General features: G+C 73.7%; 13 protein-coding genes. 4 read left to right on the top strand and 9 right to left on the bottom strand.

Translation table 11 applies throughout. The features are described 5' to 3' along the window. Positions 1 to 56 precede the first annotated feature (56 nt). The 3 genes from ACFY0O_RS25215 to ACFY0O_RS25205 form a co-directional block, all read right to left on the bottom strand. Positions 57 to 2,033, bottom strand: a complete 1,977-nt coding sequence (locus ACFY0O_RS25215; protein ID WP_388950283.1) for an MFS transporter — start codon at positions 2,031 to 2,033, stop codon at positions 57 to 59. Positions 2,034 to 2,368: 335 nt separating this feature from the next. After that, complete coding sequence (locus ACFY0O_RS25210; RefSeq protein ID WP_388950280.1) at positions 2,369 to 2,551, bottom strand: hypothetical protein; 183 nt, start codon at positions 2,549 to 2,551, stop codon at positions 2,369 to 2,371. 17 nt (positions 2,552 to 2,568) lie between these two features. Beyond that, positions 2,569 to 3,468 carry a hypothetical protein gene (locus ACFY0O_RS25205; RefSeq protein ID WP_388950277.1) on the bottom strand — a complete coding sequence of 300 codons (900 nt, stop codon included), beginning with the start codon at positions 3,466 to 3,468 and terminating at the stop codon, positions 2,569 to 2,571. A gap of 254 nt (positions 3,469 to 3,722) precedes the next feature. On the opposite strand from ACFY0O_RS25205, the gene ACFY0O_RS25200 reads away from it, so the two are divergent. Beyond that, positions 3,723 to 4,385 (top strand): DUF998 domain-containing protein, encoded by a 663-nt coding sequence (locus ACFY0O_RS25200; protein ID WP_388950275.1) that lies wholly within the window; start codon positions 3,723 to 3,725, stop codon positions 4,383 to 4,385. 123 nt (positions 4,386 to 4,508) lie between these two features. Continuing rightward, positions 4,509 to 5,336 (top strand): hypothetical protein, encoded by an 828-nt coding sequence (locus tag ACFY0O_RS25195; protein WP_388950272.1) that lies wholly within the window; start codon positions 4,509 to 4,511, stop codon positions 5,334 to 5,336. Here the strand turns inward: ACFY0O_RS25195 and ACFY0O_RS25190 are convergent. The 4 genes from ACFY0O_RS25190 to ACFY0O_RS25175 all read right to left on the bottom strand — a co-directional run bounded on the left by ACFY0O_RS25190 (position 5,315) and on the right by ACFY0O_RS25175 (position 9,920). After that, positions 5,315 to 6,352 carry a hemolysin family protein gene (locus ACFY0O_RS25190; protein ID WP_388950271.1) on the bottom strand — a complete coding sequence of 346 codons (1,038 nt, stop codon included), beginning with the start codon at positions 6,350 to 6,352 and terminating at the stop codon, positions 5,315 to 5,317. The genes ACFY0O_RS25195 and ACFY0O_RS25190 overlap by 22 nt on opposite strands. After that, complete coding sequence (locus ACFY0O_RS25185) at positions 6,349 to 7,692, bottom strand: hemolysin family protein (protein ID WP_388950268.1); 1,344 nt, start codon at positions 7,690 to 7,692, stop codon at positions 6,349 to 6,351. Before ACFY0O_RS25185 ends, ACFY0O_RS25190 begins: the two co-directional genes overlap by 4 nt. Positions 7,693 to 7,949: 257 nt before the next feature. Next, positions 7,950 to 8,657, bottom strand: coding sequence for a hypothetical protein (locus tag ACFY0O_RS25180; RefSeq protein WP_388950265.1), 708 nt, complete (start codon positions 8,655 to 8,657; stop codon positions 7,950 to 7,952). 315 nt (positions 8,658 to 8,972) lie between these two features. Next, positions 8,973 to 9,920: a hypothetical protein gene (locus ACFY0O_RS25175; RefSeq protein ID WP_388950262.1), complete on the bottom strand. Its 948-nt coding sequence runs from the start codon at positions 9,918 to 9,920 to the stop codon at positions 8,973 to 8,975. A 331-nt stretch (positions 9,921 to 10,251) separates the two neighbouring features. Between ACFY0O_RS25175 and ACFY0O_RS25170 the strand changes: the two genes are divergently transcribed. After that, positions 10,252 to 10,998, top strand: coding sequence for a hypothetical protein (locus tag ACFY0O_RS25170; RefSeq protein WP_388950260.1), 747 nt, complete (start codon positions 10,252 to 10,254; stop codon positions 10,996 to 10,998). 435 nt (positions 10,999 to 11,433) lie between these two features. On the opposite strand, the gene ACFY0O_RS25165 is transcribed toward ACFY0O_RS25170, so the two are convergent. After that, complete coding sequence (locus tag ACFY0O_RS25165; protein ID WP_388950257.1) at positions 11,434 to 12,309, bottom strand: ABC transporter permease; 876 nt, start codon at positions 12,307 to 12,309, stop codon at positions 11,434 to 11,436. After that, the gene (locus ACFY0O_RS25160) at positions 12,306 to 13,403 is read right to left on the bottom strand and encodes an ATP-binding cassette domain-containing protein (RefSeq protein ID WP_388950254.1); all 1,098 of its coding nucleotides are present in this window, start codon (positions 13,401 to 13,403) and stop codon (positions 12,306 to 12,308) included. The genes ACFY0O_RS25165 and ACFY0O_RS25160 overlap by 4 nt, the downstream gene beginning before the upstream one ends. A gap of 500 nt (positions 13,404 to 13,903) precedes the next feature. On the opposite strand from ACFY0O_RS25160, the gene ACFY0O_RS25155 reads away from it, so the two are divergent. Next, positions 13,904 to 15,103, top strand: coding sequence for a YcaO-like family protein (locus ACFY0O_RS25155; RefSeq protein WP_388950252.1), 1,200 nt, complete (start codon positions 13,904 to 13,906; stop codon positions 15,101 to 15,103). Positions 15,104 to 15,108 lie beyond the last annotated feature (5 nt).

Genomic DNA, 15,108 nt, shown 5'->3' with positions numbered 1-15,108 from the left:
CGTGAGAAGGCAGATTTCCAGGCAGCGAACCGTTCCTTTTCGGCCATGGGGCGACCCTATGGACCGGTGCGGAAGACCGATCCCTCCGCCAGGATCTCCACGGCGTAGGCGCGCAGGTCCGGGGGCCCCGACGGCCCTGGGACGGCGAGGAGTTCGAGCTGCGCGCGCAGCGCCGCAGCGAGGTCGGCCACGAGTTCGCCGCCGTCCGCGGTCGGTACGGAGTGCCGGCCGGCGTCCTGGAGGAGCCCCTTGGCCCGCAGGGTCCGCAGCAGGGAGTCCACCGTCCGCCGGGAGACGCCCATGACCTCGGTGAGTTGCCCCTCCTCCACGCCGCCGCCGTGGGCGGCCGCGCACAGCAGCCAGAGCTCCTCCAGGGAGACGCCGTGACGCAGGGCCAGCTCCCCGGCCCGCCGGCGCACCGGCCGCAGGCCGCCTTCGGCGAGGTGTTCCAGGGCCTTGCGCACGGGTTCGTCCCCGAGGGGCAGCGAGGGGATCACCGTGCTGTCCTTGCGTGGCACCGGCTTGGTCATCGTCCCGCGCAGCGGTACGTGCGGCAGGACGCAGGCCAGGATCAGGACCAGCACGGATACGGCCAGGCCGGCCAGGAACACCTCGTCCACGGCCGCCGCGTAGCCGTCGACGTAGGTGTGCCGGGCGGCGGGGGCCATGTCCGGCACGGACAGGGGCTGCCCCTTGTGGATACGGGCGGCCTCCGCGGCCGTGAACTCCCCCGTGTCGATGCCCCGGGTCAGGTGGTGCACGAGCCTGCGGTTGAGGACGGCGCCGAAGAGCGCCGCTCCGAACGCGCTGCCCAGGTTCCGGAAGAAGATCACTCCCGAGGTCACGACGCCGATGTCCCGGTACGCGCAGGCGCTCTGGGCGGCGATCAGGGCGATCTGCGAGACCAGCCCGAAGCCCAGGCCCAGCACCAGCAGCGCGGCGCCGTAGAGCAGCAGCGAGGCTTCCCTGGTCAGGCCGGTGCACAGGCCCAGCCCGATGGCGATCAGCAGGGACCCGATGACGGGGAAGTGGCGGTAGCGGCCCGAGCGGGAGACGGCCCGGCCGCTGACGGTGTAGGACACCAGCCCGCTGAGCGACATGGGGAGCAGCAGCAGCCCCGAGACGGTCGGGGAGGTCCCCTTGACCACCTGGAAGAACAGGGGCAGGTAGTTGACCACCCCCGACTGGACGACCCAGAAGAAGAACGACAGCGGGACGACGATGCGGAAGACGCGCTCGCGCACCACCCGGGCGGGCAGCAGCGGTTCGGCGTGGTTGCGTTCGACCCGCCAGATCAGGGCGATCAGGACGGCGGTGACGGCGAACAGCACGAGCATCGGCGCGGACGACCAGGCGAAGACGACGCCGCCCCAGGTGACCATCAGGGTGACCGCGGCCGCGCAGGAGGCGATCAGGAGGCTTCCCCAGTAGTCGATCCGGGGCTGCTCCTCCGGCCGCTGCGGGCGCAGGCAGAACGCCAGGGCCGTCATGACCGCCAGCCCCAGCGGCAGGTTCAGGTAGAACGCCCACCGCCACGAGCCGTGTTCGACCAGCACACCGCCCGCGAGCGGCCCGAGGACGCAGGCCGAGGCGCCCGCCGCAGCGATGTACACCTGGTAGCGGCCCCGCTCCCGGGGGCCGACGAGCGCGGTCAGGACGGCGTGCGGAACCACCCACATGCCGCCTCCGCCCATGCCCTGCAGGGCACGGAAGCCGATGAGTTCGGGCAGGTTCTGCGCCCGCGAGCACAGGACGGAGCCGACGAGGAAGAGCGCGACAGCCGTCTGGAGGACGGGTTTGCGGCCGTAGAGGTCGCCCAGCTTGCCCCAGATCAGGGCCGAGCCGGTGACGCCGAGCAGGTAGGCGGTCACCACCCACGACAGGTGCTGGAGGTCCCCCAGGTCGGCGGCGATGGTCGGCAGGGCGGTGGCGAGGATCGTCGAGTCCAGCGATCCGACGAAGATGATCAGCACCAGCGAGGCCAGCACCAGCCTGCCGCGGGAGTCGAGGCGGGGGCGGTCAGGTGTCGGCACTCGGGCTCCGTCGGGATCGCGGCGGCCGCCGACCGGCGACCGTCGGCCGACGCTAGTACCGGTGGGGGCCGCCACCTGCGCACGGCGCCCGGGAAGGGGGCCGTACGGGCGAACCCGACTCCCCGTCCGGGCCAGGCCGTTCCGTCACGGCCCCTCCGGCCTCGAAGCCAGACGCTCCCGCTGCCGGGCGTCCATCCCGTGGCCGCCGGCCTCGATCGCGAAGGACCTCCCGCAGGAGGCTGAGGGCCTCATGGTCCAGGGCGGCCTGGCAGTAGAGCGCCTGGCCGCCCAGGTCGGCGTGCGCCTCAGGGGCGGCAGCGGCGTTGCGGAGGGATTCACCGGCGGCGACCTGGGCGTAGGCGTCCCGCACGTTCCGCGAACGCCTGGCGGAAGTAGGCGAAGAGCTCGGCGAACTGCTCTGGCGTGGCGCCCATCTCGCCGGCCGCGGTGGCGGAACCCGCCGCCGGCTCCGGGGCGGTCAGCAGTGCGGGAAGCGCGGCGTAGCCGATGAGGTTCACGCAAAGATCCCTTCGTCCTACATGAACATGACCTGCAGGTCGGACAGCGATTCGACGGAGCGCTTGATCAACTCAGCCTGTCGCTCGGGGAGCTCCCCGAAGTAGCTGATGCTGATGACGCCGTCCCGGCCGGCCCCGTGGTCGAGGAAGAGCTTCCCGAGGTCGGCGTAGCCGCTGTGGCGCATCACCCAGCCCGTGTGTACGGGGTCGTGGTTGCTGAAGTCGGTGTCGCGGGAGACGAGGAACAGGCCTCCGCCCGCCATGCAGAAGAGGCGCTCGCGGGGGAGGGCGCCGGTCCGTGGTTCGGGGGCCCGGCCCAGAACGACACGGTTGACCTCCGCGATCTCCGCCAGGGCGGCGGCGTCCGGCGTCCAGCGCGCCGACCCGCCCGGCCCGTCGCAGCCGGCGCCCCCCGGCGGCGGGCAGGCCGCGGTGGGCCCGGGATCCTCGAAGGAGTGGGTGAAGAAGGCCGATATCAGGAACACGTCTCCCGAGAGCCCCGCCCGGCCGAGGACGCCGGTGCAGTCGTGCGTCCAGCCCAGGGCGAGCTGCGCCGGAGAGGTCGGGCAGGTGTCGGGCCTGCCGTCGCACAGGAGCAGCGGATCGGGGCCCGCGCCGCCGGCCGCGACCACGGTGTGGCCTGCGAAGTCGCCATGCCGCAGCAGCCTCTCGTCGTGGAGCTCCCAGCCGCCCCGCAGTGCCAGGCCGTTGGCGACCTGGCACGCGCCGCTCGTCTTCCGGGGGCGGCAGAGCTGCTCCCAGATGCCGGGCTGGCCCGGCCCGTACCCCAGCCCCCAGCCCTCGTCGGAACAGACGTGGAGCGTGACCCCGGCCGGAACCGCGACGAACTGCATCCCCTCGGGGACCTCACCCGGACCGGCGCTCGGCTTCCCCAAGCCCAGCAGGATCAGGGCCATGGCCTCGCCTTCCTCCGCAGGTGTGACGGCACCGATGCTGTCAGTCACCGGCAGCGGCCGGCAGCGGCCGATGGGGCAGCCGATGGGGCGTGCGCCGCTGCGCGGAAGGGCGGGGCTGCCGCGCACCGGGCGCCGTCCCGGGCCGTCCCCCGGCCGGCCGGGCGTTCCGGGACTCGCCGGGCCGGGATGGCGCTCCCCGTCCCGCCGGAGCGACACACTGGGCACGGGGGAACCGCCGTCGATCGGGCTGCACCGTGCGCCGACTCAACTTCGCCGCCTCGAAGAGGCTCATGGCCGGAGGGCTCCTCTGGGCGTCCCTGGTCCAGATCTTCGTCGTGAACAACGCGATCGTCCTTCCCCGTGCGACGAGCCAGAACCTGATCGCCAAGATCATCTCGGCGCTCGGCATCACGCAGTGCGGCTACGTCGGAGGGTCCCGCTTCTGCTCCCCCCTGCACGACGCCGCCGACGGGGCCTGGATCGCCGGGGGGATCTGTCTGGTCGCGGGCACGCTGCTGAACGCGGTGCTCCTGCCTGCGGACCGGCCGCGGAACCTGGCCTTCGGGTCGCTGGCCGTCGGCGGGGCGGGGCTCACCGCGAGCGGCCTCACCCCGTACAACCTCCATCCCGTGGCGCACCTGGTGGCAGCCGGGACCTGCTTCTTCTTCGGTGGCGTCGGCATCATCGTGCTCGGCGCCACGCTCAGGCAGGCGGGTCGGCCGTACTGGGGCACGCTCGGCATCGTGTGCGGGGTGACCTCCCTCGTCTTCACCCTCGTGACGGCGATCAAGCCGGACCCCGGGATCCAGGGGCTGGTCGAGCGGGCGGCCGCCTGGCCCAGCGTGATGTGGATCATCGGCTCCGGCATCGTCATCGCCCTCACGGTGTGGCGCGGCCGCCGGACGGGCGCGGACTGACGCAGCGCGACCCGTTCGGGCAGCCGTGGTGCCCGAACGGCTGCCTGAGAAGGGCTGTCGGGGGGTGTCGCCGGCCGACAGCATCGGGGGACGCGTTTCCCCGGACGAGAGGACGGCCGCCCGATGCCGTACATCCTGCTGGGACGAGGGTCCCTGGAAGCCGACACCCGCTGCACGCCGGGCCCGGAGGAGACCGTGATCCCCCGGGGGACCACGCTCCACTGCCTGACGGCGGAACAGGGCCTGTTCCTCGGCCTGGACGCGCCCGACATCTGGGACCAGCTCGCGGCCCCCTGGCCGTCGTTCGGCGGCGGCATCCGCGTCCCCAACCTGACGCTGTACGGCCTCGGCGACGTGTGGGAGGGAGACGCGCAGTTCGACGGGTACACGCTCGTCGAACCGGGCAGTGGAGGCCGCCCGGATCCGGTCCTGCTGTGCACCGACACCCTCGGGGCCTGCCCTACCACGCAGGAGGAGGCCGACGCGGGGGCGACCCACCCGTGCGACGGCGCCCTCGGCCTCCCGCACGCCGACGACCTGTACTGGATCGCGGCGTTCGCCGTGTTCACCTGGGTCGAGCGGACCTTCGCGAGCGAGGGCAGCCTCCAGGCCTTCGCCGAGGACACGTTACGCGGCCTCCTCCAGGCCGACCGTCAGGCCCTGACCGCCGCGAACAGGGACGCCCTGCGGGCCGCCGGCCGGGGCCGCGTCCTGCACTGCGTCGTCAGCGCATCCGCCTTCGCCGTCGGCGCGGCCCACGACCACCCGGCCTTCGCGGCGGGCCTGGGGGACCACGCCTACTGCAGCCTCTCGGTGGTCCCCAACGACAGCCGCCGCGACCGCGGCTCCCCTGAGGGATGGCTGCTGCTGGAGGACGTCCCGCCGAACCGGCGCAGGCTGGTCGCGGCGGAACTGGCCCGCTGCTCCCCCTACCAGGTCCGCTTCCGCTGACCGGCGGCCGTCGCGCCGACGAGTTCCTCCAGGACGTCGTTCATGGTGACGAAGCCGACCACGGTGCCCCGCGCACCGGTGACGGCGGCGAGGTGCGTGCCCGCCGTGCGCATCGCGGTCATGGTGTCGTCCAGCGGGGTGTCCACCGTCACCTCGGTCATGGTGCGCAGGGTGCTGCGGGGGAACGGGGCGCTCCGGTCGGCGGCGGCCAGGGCGTCCTTGATGTGGAGGAAGCCCAGGACCGCGCCGTCCGGGCCGGCCACGGGCAGCCGGGAGAAGCCGTGCCGGGCGGCGGTGCGTTCCAGCGTGCGCGGGGTGACGTCCCGGCCCACGGTCACGAACCCGTCGCGGGGGACCATGATCTCCGCGATCCTGCGCGTCCCGAGCTCCAGGGCGTCCTGGAGCCGTTCGCCGTCCTGCGGGCCGAGCAGGCCCGCGTCCTGGGAGTCCTTGACCATGAGGGCGAGTTCCTGGTGGGTGAAGACCGCCGCGACCTCGTCCTTCGGCTCCACCCCCAGCAGCCGCAGCAGCGCGTTGGCGAGGGTGTTGACGCCGAACACGACCGGGCGCAGGGTCCGGGTCAGGGCCACCAGCGGCGGCCCGAGCAGCCGGGCGGCCGGCGCGGGGGCGGAGAGCGCCATGTTCTTGGGGATCATCTCGCCGAGCAGCATGTGCAGGTACGTCGCCAGCGCCAGCGCGATCACGAACGCGATCGGATGGACCAGCGGCCCGGGCACGCCGGCCGCCGCGAACGGGGCTTCCAGCAGGTGTGCCATGGCGGGCTCGGCGACGGCGCCGAGGACCAGCGAGGAGATGGTGATGCCCAGCTGCGCGGTGGCCATCACGGCCGAGAGGTGCTCCAGACCCCACAGGGCGGCCCCGGCCCGCCGGTCGCCCTTGAGGGCCGCCGGTTCGATCTGGCTGCGGCGCACCGAGAGCAGTGCGAACTCGGCGGCGACGAAGAAGGCGTTCGTGACCAGGGTCAGGGCGCCGATCAGCAGCTGGAGCGCGGTCATCGGGCGTCCTCCCCGATCGCGGGGGCGGTACGGGCGGTGCCGGCGGGGGCGGTGAGCGCCGCCCGATCGGCGCGGTGGTACCGGACGTCCAGGACGTCCAGGTCCCAGCCGTCGACCGTGAGGGTGTCGCCTGCGACGGGGATGCGCTGCAGGCGGGTGGCGATCAGACCGGCCAGGGTCTCGTAAGGGCCTTCGGGGAGGGTGAAGCCGATCTCCTCCAGCTCGTCGAGGCGCACGCTTCCGTCGGCCTCCCAGACCTTGCGGCCGTCCTGGTCCGGGGCCTCGGCCAGGTCCGGGACCTCCAGCGGGTCGTGCTCGTCGCGCAGTTCGCCGACGACCTCCTCGACGATGTCCTCCATGGTCGCGACGCCGGCGGTCCCGCCGTACTCGTCGACGACCACGGCCATGGTGCGGGCCGCGGCGAGCCGGCCTTGCAGGGTGTCGACCGCCAGCGAGTGCGGGACCAGGAGCGGCGCGGTCATCAGCTCCGTCACCCGCGTCCCGGCCCGCCGGTCCTCGTCCAGCGCGAGGACGTCCCGTATGTGGACGGTCCCGATGACCTCGTCCAGGCTGAGCCGGTAGACGGGGAAGCGGGAGAGGCCGGTGGCCAGGGTCAGTTCCGCCGCGTCCCGGGCCGTGGCCCGGTCGGGCAGGGCGTGGACGTCGACGCGCGGGGTCATCACGTTCTCGGCGCTCAGCTCGGCCAGGCGCAGGGTCCTGACGAACAGTTCGGCGGAGTCCGCCTCGATCGCTCCCTCGCGGGCCGAGTGCCGGGCCAGCGCGACCAGTTCCTGCGGGGTGCGGGCCGAGGCCAGCTCCTCGGCCGGCTCCAGCCCGCACCGGCGCAGCAGCCGGTTGGCCGTATCGTTCAGGTGCCGGATCAGCGGCCCGAACACGGCCGTGAACGCGCGCTGCGGGCCCGCCACGACCTTCGCGACGGCCAGCGGCCGGGAGATCGCCCAGTTCTTCGGCACCAGCTCGCCCACCACCATCAGCACCACGGTGGAGAGGGCGACGCCGAGCAGGGTCGCCGTGGCGGGCACCGCGTCGGCGGGCAGCCCGAGCGCGGTCAGCGGACCGCGCAGCAGCAAGGACACCGACGGTTCGGCGAGCATGCCGATCACCAGCGAGGTGACGGTGATGCCGAGCTGGGCGCCGGACAGCTGGAAGGTGAGCCGCTTCGCGGCCGCCAGGGCGCTCCGCGCACCCCGTTCACCGGCGGCGGTGGCGCGTTCGAGCTCGCCGCGTTCGACGGTGGTCAGGGAGAACTCGGCGGCGACGAACACGGCGCAGGCCAGCGTCAGCGCGAGCGCGAGGAGCAGGAGGAGGATCTCCGTCACCGTGCCGCCCCCGCTCCCGGCCGGGCGGCCTCGTGGGTCTGCGGGCAGGACGTGGCACGGCAGGGACCGGGGGGTTCACCCATCGCGGGTCTACGGCTCCGTTCGGACTCTCGGCGGACCTCATGGCCCGGGCCGGCGCGGGATGGCGCGGGATGGCGCGGGATGGCGCGGGCTACGGATGGTATCCGGCATGCCGGTAAGGACCGGGTGAAAAGCCATGTTCCGGACGATGCCGGCCGACGGGGGGCGTCCCGGCGTCAGTCCGCGAGCACGGGGGTGGCGAAGTAGTTCCAGATCGCAGTGGCGGCCGAGCCCGCGGCGCTGACGGCGACCGTCGCCCCGGCCACCCCGACGGCCGTGGCGACGACCATGGCGATGGCGGCCCCCTTCGCCCCGCTGTACGCCGCCGACACGGCCATTTCCCCGGTGTGGAGCGCGGTGTGGACGGCGGAGTCGAGCGTTTCCACGAGTACGCCGCATTCCTGCGCGACCACGCTCGTGAAGAGGTCGAGCTGCGCGTCGCGTTCGTTGGCGAGGGCGTTCCACGCGGTGACGTAGCGGACCTGCACCTCCTCGATCCTGTCGGCGTAGCCGCTCGCCATCTCCCGGACCTTCGCCGACAGGGCCGCCACGGTCCCGGCGTCGCTCGCCAGTCCCTGTCCGGGGGCCGCGCCCATCAGGCCGCAGGCCTGGTCCACCTCCGCGTCGTAGCCTTCCTGGAGCGACAACAGCTCGTCACAGACCGACAGGAACGAGGCCGCCGCCAGCTGGACGGCCTCCACGTAACGGCCTTGCGCGGCGCGGATGGCGTCGGCCCGCTGCATGTACCGGAAGACCCGCTCACCTGCCGCTTGCAGCTGCTCGTCGGCCTGGCGGGTGGCTTCGTCCAGCATCTGGTCGACGCTCGTCCGCGCGGCGTCGACCAGGTCCCTGAACTCCGCGACGGAATATTCCGTGTACTGCATCGATGTCCCCAGTTCTCAGAAATGCGTGCGGTTTCGACTCAACCCGGCCATCGCCCACCTGGCCTCCCGGGGGCTGCGCGGCCGGGTGCCCGCCACCCCGGGATCGTTCCACGACAGGGCACTTGTGGGACGTGGCGGGGTCGCCCCTGCCCTCTTCACGGCCCTTTCGGGCAACGACGGCGCCGCCCGGAACCCCCGCCCGCCGCTTCCGGTCGACCTCGCGCGCCCCCGATCCGGTCGACCTGTCGGTGGCCGCCGCCGCGCGCGAAGGACGGCCGCACCGGGTGACGCTCGGCCAGAACCGTAAGGGGCCGCTCAGCGGGAGCCGGGCCTCCGCCTGCCCCGGGTGTCGGCGCGCAGGGCCTTCGCCAACCGCTCCCGGTGCCTCGCCTCCAGACCGGCGGCCGCGAGGGTGGCGATGACCTCGAGCGTGCTCCGGTCATGGAACAACGCCTGCATGGCGGCCCTCGAATTGCGCCCCAGCCCCTTGCGTTCGCAGTACGCGGCCCACTCGCGGTTGTTGCGGCGGACCGCTTCCGCCATATTCCTGTTCAACAGGTCGCGGGCGTGCCGGAAATACCCGTGATCGTCGAGGATCTTGGTGATGGGCTCGATGCCTGTGCGCCCCGCGAGAGTTCGGCAGAGATTGACCTGGCTGCGGATGTCGCCCTTGGTCACGTTGTTCTTGCATCCCCGCAAGTAGGCCGAGTCGATCTGCTCGCGTTCCGCATGCCGGGTCGTGTTCCCGTCCACGAGCACCCATCGTCCCAAGTCGTCCGGCTGCCGGGACGAGGCGGGGGCCAGGTGGGTTTCCGGACCGGGGTCGGGGTCGAGGGTGGCCAGCAGGGCGTCCACGGCCCGGAGCGTCGTGAGCAGGGACTGCTGTATTTCCTCCCTCTCGTCCCTCGACAGGGGCTTCCTCTCCTCGGCTATCGCGTTCTGGAAGCACGCGTAGACGTGGGCGAACTGCTCGTGCGTCGCGCCCATGACGGACCGGACCGTGCGGCTGCCGCCGTCGAAGAGGCCCAGAGGGAGTCCGAGGAACTCCTCCTCCGAGACATCGGTTTCCCAGGGGGGCAGGCACTGGGACCGGTAGTGCCAGCAGTAACGCCTGAATGCGCCGGTGTAATGGTCGTCGGGGTGCGGGTCCTCCCACAGTTCGTCGAGGCTCTTTCCCACGTTGGCGAAGAGGAAATCGACCGCCCAGTACGTGCTGGTCAATTCATGCGGAAGGTTCACGCGGCCGAAGTCGAGCGTGTCCATTTATCGTTCCCTTGAGCGACGGTGAACGACACCCTAATTTCCCGGGTCGTGGCTTCACCGGCCGAACGGGCAGACTTTGGGGAGGCCGCGCGAGGACTACACCCCTCGGCCCGTCCCCGTCCGCCATCCGCCGGACCCCCCGATCGCGGGCGGAACGGCCGACGCCCGGGGTGCCGCGCCCCCCTAGCCTGGCGACGTCGCCCCTCCGCAACGGGGCGGCTCCGCAGCGGCGGCGTCCCTTCCCCGCGTCCCCCTGCGGGGAGGGGACACCGCGTCCGGACCGCACGGACCAGAGGCCGGCTCCCGGTTCGACACATCGTGAAGGGACGAAATGAGCTACGTCTTCGTGGGCATCGGGGGCATCGAAGCCGACGGCTGGGCCACCTCGCACGGCAACGAGAGGGTCGCCCTGCCGCCGGGGACGTCGATCGCCTTCTACGCCGATGACGGCGACGGTGTGCTCTACTGCTCCGGCGGGCACGACGTCGTAGACCAGCTGTGGGGCCCTCTGGCGTTCGCCGACGCGGAGGGGGCCGTCCCCAACCTGGCGCTGCACGGCGACCCGGCGATCGGCGAGGCATGGATCTCAGGAGGGACGGAGTCCGAGGACCACGTCCTGATCCGGCCCGGGGTCGGCCCCGTGCCGGACGTGCTGCGCCTGTGCACCGGGGCCGTCGGCGAATGCCCGACGACGCAGGCCGAGGTGGACGCCGGGATGACACACGAATGCCAGGGCGTCCTGGCCCTGTTCGCGGGTACGGACCTGTACTGGATGGCCTGCACGGCGTTCATCGAAACCGAGCGGCCGGCCGAGGGTTCGGCCTGGTACCGGTACGGGTCCGACCGCTCGTCGGACGGCGGACGCGTCGAACGGGCGGTCGGCTTCGGCTCCGACACGACGGACTCCGCGGACCCGTGGCGGAGCCTGTCGGACCGCTCCGACTTCTCCGACTTCTCCGAACCGTCCGACCTGCCGGACGAAGCGGGCTCCGGCGAGGACCCCCTGCTCCGGGGCCCCGACAGCGCGGACGCGGCGGAGTCGGGGGAGTCCGCGGGGGGCTACCCGGTCGGACCGTAGACCGACTCCCGAACGGCCAGGACCGTCGCCCCCGGCCGACGGGCCGAACGGGGGAGGGGCGCCGGCAGCCGCGCCCCCTACGCTCGAACGTCTGCCGTCGAACCAGCCGCCCCGGAGCACCCCCGGGGGGCGCCTGCTGCTGCTCGGCGGCCGGGCCGCCGACCTGCTGGGCCGGCGCCGCGTCCTGCTGACCGCCCTCGGCGCCTTCGCCGCCGCCTCACTGCTCGGCGCCCTGGCCGACAGCGGCACACTGGCCTGGCCCTCGTGACCGCCGTCGCCTTCGCCGGGCTGCTGCTCAGCCTGACCCCCGCCGCCCGTTCGCCCGAACCCGCCCGGGCCGCGCCCGCCGAGGGGGAAGCGTGAACACGAACCCCCGACCGGAACACCCCGCCTGGCCGCGGAAGCTCCCGTAGGCCGTTCGGCACGCGGTCCGTCCTACGCACCCCGGTCGAACGTCCGCACCGCCCCCCACAGCATCCCGGCGCCCAGGGCGCCCAGCAGCAGGAGCTCCAGCCACACGGGGACCGGCGTCCCGGCCCAGGTGACCGGCTGGGCGTGCGCCCCCGCGCCCACCGCTTCCAGTACCGTCCGCCGGATCGGGTCCACCGCGTACGTGAGCGGGTCGAGGCGGGTCAGCACGGTCAGCCAGCCCGGCAGGCCGTGCAGCGGGAAGAGGGCGGCGGAAAGGAAGAACAGCGGCTGCACGATCGTCTGCGTCAGCCCCGTGTAGGACAGCGGGGACTGCATCCGGCCCGCGACCAGCACCGCGAAGGAGGAGAAGGTGAAGGCGAGCACGGCCATGCATCCGAACAGCCGCAGCAGCGTCCACGGGGCGTACGGGACACCCGCGACACCGGCCAGCGCGAGCACGACCGTGCCCTGGAGCAGCGCGACCGACATCCCGCCCAGCACCTTGCCCATGACGATCGCGGTCCGGCTGACCGGCGAGACCAGCATCTCGCGCAGGAAGCCGAGCTCCCGGTCCTGCACGATCGACGCCGCAGAGGTCACCGACGTGACGACCACCGGCATGACGAGCGCCCCGGCGTAGACGAACGTCCGGTACGGCACTCCGGAGACCAGCCCGGTGACCGCGCCCAGACCGGCGCCCAGGGCGATCAGGAACATCAGCGGCTGGAGCAGCGCGGTGACGATCCGCACCGGTTCGCCGAGCAGCCGCAGGACGTCCCGGTGCCAGACGATCCGCACGGCCCGCAAGCTCAGTCGCATCCCGGTGAGGGGCTGCGGGAAGGCGGCCGCCGGCGGGGCGACGGGTGCGCGCGGGCGCGGGGCCACGCGGGCGGCGCTCACGCGTACCGCCCCGCCATCCGGCTCCGCAGGGCCGGGAGGGCCCGGCGCGCGGGCCGGGTCCGCGGGGCGGCCCCCGGGGAAGGCTCCTCCCGGGCCTCGGCCGGCCGCTGGGCCCAGGTCAGGAACACGTCGTCCAGGCTGGGACGGGACAGGTCCATCGAGTGCACCGGGACGCCCAGCCCGCAGGCCAGCCGGGGCAGGAACTCCGCGCCGTCCGGGACCCGGACGGTGATCCCGCCGTCGGCGCCGACGCGTCCCGGCAGCCCGAAGCGCTCGCGCAGCGCCCGCAGCGCCGCCGCCGTGTCGGAGACGGTGAACCGGACGAGGTCGCAGGCCGCCTGCGCCTTGAGCTCGGCCGGGGTGCCCAGGGCCACCACCACGCCCCGGTCCATGACGGCGATGCGGTCGCAGACCTCGGCCTCGTCGAGGTAGTGGGTGGTCAGGAAGACCGTGACGCCCTCGGCCAGCCGCAGGTGGTGGATGCAGTCCCACACCTGGCGGCGGCCGCGCGGGTCGAGGCCGACGGTCGGCTCGTCCAGGAACAGGACCCGGGGGGCGTGCAGCAGGCCGCGGGCGATCTCCACGCGGCGGCGCATGCCGCCCGACAGGGTCTTCACCTTGCTGCGGCGCCGGTCGGCCAGCCCGATGAGGTCGAGGACGTGGTCCACCCGGCGGTTGATCAGCGCCCGGGGCATCCCGTACATCTCGGCGTGGAAGCGGAGGTTGCGTTCCACCGTCAGCTGCAGGTCCAGGACGCTGTCCTGGAAGACCAGGCCGATGAGGCGGCGGGTCTGCGCCCGCTCGGTGACCACGTCCCGCCCGGCCACCGTCGCCGTGCCGCCGGACGGTTCGACGAGGGTGCACAGCATGCCGATGGTCGTGGACTTGCCGGCCCCGTTGGACCCGAGAAAGCCGAAGATCTCGCCCGTGCGGACGCTCAGGTCGATGCCGCGCACGGCCGCCACGTCCCCGTACGTCTTGACGAGCCCGCGGACCTCGACGGCGTACCCGGGGCCGACCCCGGACGGAGGCACGGTGACGGGGGCCGGCAGGGCCGCGGTCCTCGACGGGCGGACGAGCGAAAGGGTGGTCACGACGGGCCTCCTCGGGCGATCGCGGCGAACGGTGCGGGTACTGCCGGCGGAGCGGTGCGTCGGACCCGGGGCTCGGGTGCTCGCGGCGCGGCGCCCACCGGCCCTCCACCGTAGGGAGCGCCCACGCGCCGGCACGTCGTCCGAACGGACGGCCGGGCGGACGAACGCGGCCCGCGGGTGCCCGGCGCGGTGTCCGCTCGCGGGGGCGGGCCGACCCCGCCCAGCTTCCGCGTCCGGGGTCGGCCGGTCCGCGCCGGGGAGGTGTCCGGCCGGCCGGGGGCGCTCGGCCGGCCGGACGTCAGCCAGCCGGTGCCGGCACGGACCGGCTGGCCCCGCGTCTTCCTCGGCGTGCCTCGCGGCGGCGCGACCCGCCGGGGGTCCTCCCCCTCGCCGACCGAACGGACGACAGCGGGCGGGCCCCGCCCTGCCTACCGTCGGAGGACCGGCGCCGGACACGGAGCCGCGTCCGACCGAGCCCCCGACCGAAGGACGGCCGACCCATGACCTGCACCACCCCCATCCCCACCCGTGCCCGGACCGGATCGGTGGCGCCCGCGTTGAGCGTCGAGCGCCTCGGCACCCACCGGGCGCTCGCGGCGGAGGAGACGTGGCGGCGGCTGGAGCCGCTGTTCCCGCGGGCCGGGATCACCCGGGTCGCCGACGTGACCAAACTCGACGACATCGGCTTCCCGGTGTGGCAGGCCGTACGGCCGAACTCCGCCAACCTGTCCGTCTCGCAGGGCAAGGGCCTCACCCACCGCCTCGCCCGGGTCTCGGCCGCCATGGAGTCGTACGAGTCCTGGGCCGCCGAGCAGCCGCGTCCCGACGCGGTCGTCGCCGGCCTCGCCGAGCTCGCCGACGCCCTCACCTACGACCCCCTCCGGCTGGCCCCCTCCGCCGACCGCACGCCCCAGTGGGCGACGCCGCTGCTGTGGTGCCCGGCCGAGGACCTGACGGAGGGCTGCCGGACGTGGCTGCCGGTGGACGCCGTGACCGTCGACCTCCGGGTCCGGCCGTACTGGGCCCCCGACACCTTCGCCACCGTCACCAGCAACGGCCTGGCCGGAGGCAACACCCTCACCGAAGCCACCCTGCACGCCCTGCTGGAGGTGGTCGAGCGCGACGACCTGGTCCGCGCCTCCGCCACCCCCGGCGGGCTCTGGGCCGGTGCCGTGGCCGTGCGCCCCGGCAGGTTCGGCGCCGCGGCCGCCGTGCTGCGGCACTGCGCCGCCGCGGGGGCCGTCGTGGAGGTGGCGGACTGCACGGGCCCCTGGGGCGTGCCGACGTTCACCGCCCGGCTGTGGTCGCCGAGCCTGCCCTCGTGGTTCTCCGGCTCGGGCACCCACCACGACGCCGACGTCGCCCTCTCGCGGGCGGTCACCGAGGCGGTGCAGTCCCGGCTCACCGCGGTCGCCGGCGCCCGCGACGACCTCCCGTTCCTCACCTACGCCTCCGAGGGCGCCCAACCGCCCACCCCCGGCTGCCCCGACAGCGACGAGCTGATCACCCGTCACCACCCCGCGCCGTCCCCGGAGCCCCCGGGCCGCGACCTCGACGCCGACCTGGCCGACCTGCTGGGCCGCCTCGCAGCGGACGGGCACCACGTCCTGCGGGCGGATCTCACCCCCGAGGGCGCACCGATACCGGTCGTACGGGTGGTCGTGCCCGGCAGCCGGTGCGACGACAAGGCGGGCAGCTGAGATGA

The organism is Streptomyces sp. NPDC001594, assembly GCF_042893675.1.
In the GTDB taxonomy this organism is placed as follows: domain Bacteria; phylum Actinomycetota; class Actinomycetes; order Streptomycetales; family Streptomycetaceae; genus Streptomyces.
Note: the sequence above shows the minus strand (reverse complement) of the source record. Positions and strands in the feature narration are given on the sequence as shown.